Source organism: Armatimonas sp. (assembly GCF_031410135.1).
Taxonomy (GTDB): Bacteria; Armatimonadota; Armatimonadia; order Armatimonadales; family Armatimonadaceae; genus Armatimonas.
Genome location: NZ_JANNYP010000826.1, coordinates 1 through 1,978, shown reverse-complemented (window position 1 = coordinate 1,978; position 1,978 = coordinate 1). Strand labels below are relative to the sequence as shown.

The 1,978-nt window shown below is 62.9% G+C and carries 1 protein-coding gene; it reads right to left on the bottom strand.

Going from position 1 to position 1,978, the window contains the following annotated elements; all coding sequences use genetic code 11:
• Window positions 1–280: 280 nt before the first annotated feature.
• On the bottom strand, window positions 281–1,978 hold a 1,698-nt coding region (locus tag RMO15_RS30145), incomplete at its 5' end, for a M20/M25/M40 family metallo-hydrolase (RefSeq protein ID WP_309721941.1).

Sequence of the window (1,978 nt, the reverse complement as noted above, 5' to 3'; positions counted from 1 at the left end):
CCTCTACAACGCCGCCATGCGCGTCGACAAGCTCCCCCGCAAGCCGACCACACCTGCTGGGCATTAGAACCCCCTTCCCTCCCCCTTCCTTCGTAGAGGGAAGGGGGCCAGGGGGATGGGTTCAAACTTTCTCCAGCCGCGCGTAACCCGCCACGAGTTTCTTAATTCCCACATTGGGAATTAAGAAACTCGTGGCGGGTTACGCGCGGCTGGAGAAAGTTTGAACCCATCCCCCCGGCCCCCATCCCTCTACGAAGGAAGGGGGTGGGGGGAGGGTTTTTTATTGCCCCGCGGGGGTGGTCGGTTTGCGCGGGAGCTTGTCGTCGCGCATGGCGGCGTTGTAGAGGAAGGCGGCGAGAACTGTGGCCGCCTGCTTCATGTCGTCGAGCTGCACGCGATCAAACGTGTCCATGTTCGAGTGGTGCGTCCGAGCATCGTACTCGATCGTGTCCTGGATGAACTGGAAGCCGGGAAGCCCTGCGGAGTTAAAGGGCAGGTGGTCGGTGCCGCCGGTGTTGCGTGCTGTCACGGTCGCTGCGCCCAGATCGGCAAAGGGCTTGAGCCACTCGGCGAAGATGGGCATGATGGCCGTGTTGCCCTGGCAGTAGACCCCGCGAATCTTGCCCGTGCCATTGTCTAAGTTAAAGTAGCTGGAGAACTTGGCGTGCTCCGCGCCTGGAGCACTGGGGCTACCGAAGTGCGCTTTGACGTACGCGGAGGAACCAAAGATTCCTTGCTCCTCGCCGCTCCAGCACGCCACCCGGATCGTGCGGCGCGGCTTGACCCCGATGGCTTTCAAAATCCGCACCGCCTCCATCGCGACACTTACCCCACAGGCATTGTCGGTTGCGCCCGTGCCCGTGTGCCAGGAGTCTAAGTGGCCGCCTGCCATCACGATCTCGTCGGCTTTATCCGTGCCCTTCCACTCCCCGATGGTGTTGTTGACCATGGACGTATCGTCGCCGTTGAAGCGCACTTTCAGATCCAGTGTGACACTGACTTTCTCGCCCGCCTGCACCATGCGCACGATCCGGTTGTAGTGCTCCGCTCCGACGGCGATCTGGGGCACCATGAGCTTCTCGGCGGCAACCGAGTAGACACTCATTCGAGGAGCACGCTGGCCACCGCCCAAACCACCACGTCCGCCACCTGCCCCGGGAGCACCTGCACCACCCGCGGGTGGCGTCGGCGGAGCTGCGGGTGCTTGCTGCGGGACACTTGCCTGCTCCACAAAGATCGTTCCGCCATCGCCGGAGCGTGCCTGTGAAAGCGTCGCGACGGCTCCCTCAGCCTTGCAGAACGCCAGGATCTGTCCCGCCATCTGTGCCTGGCGCATGCGTGCCTGAAGGGCCGCACGCTGCTCCTCAGTCATGTCCGCACCTAATCCGCCGCCACCGCCACCGCCCTGACGCGGACGGCCACTGCCTGCAAGGGAACCTGAGGCCATGGCGGCGAGCTGCTCGTCGGTGTAGCGGGAGCCTTGGGGCGTGAAGTGCGCGGGAAGCTCCTTGGTCGGGCTGATCAGTGCGATCTTGCCTTTGAGCTTGCCCTTAAACTTCGCCAGTGCCTCGGGGCTATCGGCATCCACGTAGACAACCTCTGTGGTTCCCGACCAGCCCGTGGACCAGGCGCGGGGGGCTGCGATGAGGTTAAAAGCCGTCGGGCCCACTACGCTCGCGGCGAACCTATCGCAGGTCCAGCCCCGGCCAAATGGCCCCCAAGGCTCTAGTTTGGCCTCTAAGCCCCACTCGATCATTTTATTTTTGGTGTACTCGTTGGCACGCAGCAGGCCCGGTGAGCCAGTGAGTCGTGGGCCAATCACCTCGGTCAAGTACGAGAGGTTCTGTGGCAGCTGGGAGCGCTTGAGGCCCTCCTCACGAATCTTTGCCATGACCGCCGCATCCGGCGTATCAGTCTGAAAGCGTGGGGCAGGCGCACTGAGCGCCAAAAGCGGAAGTAAAAAGAGCGTTGGAGACAT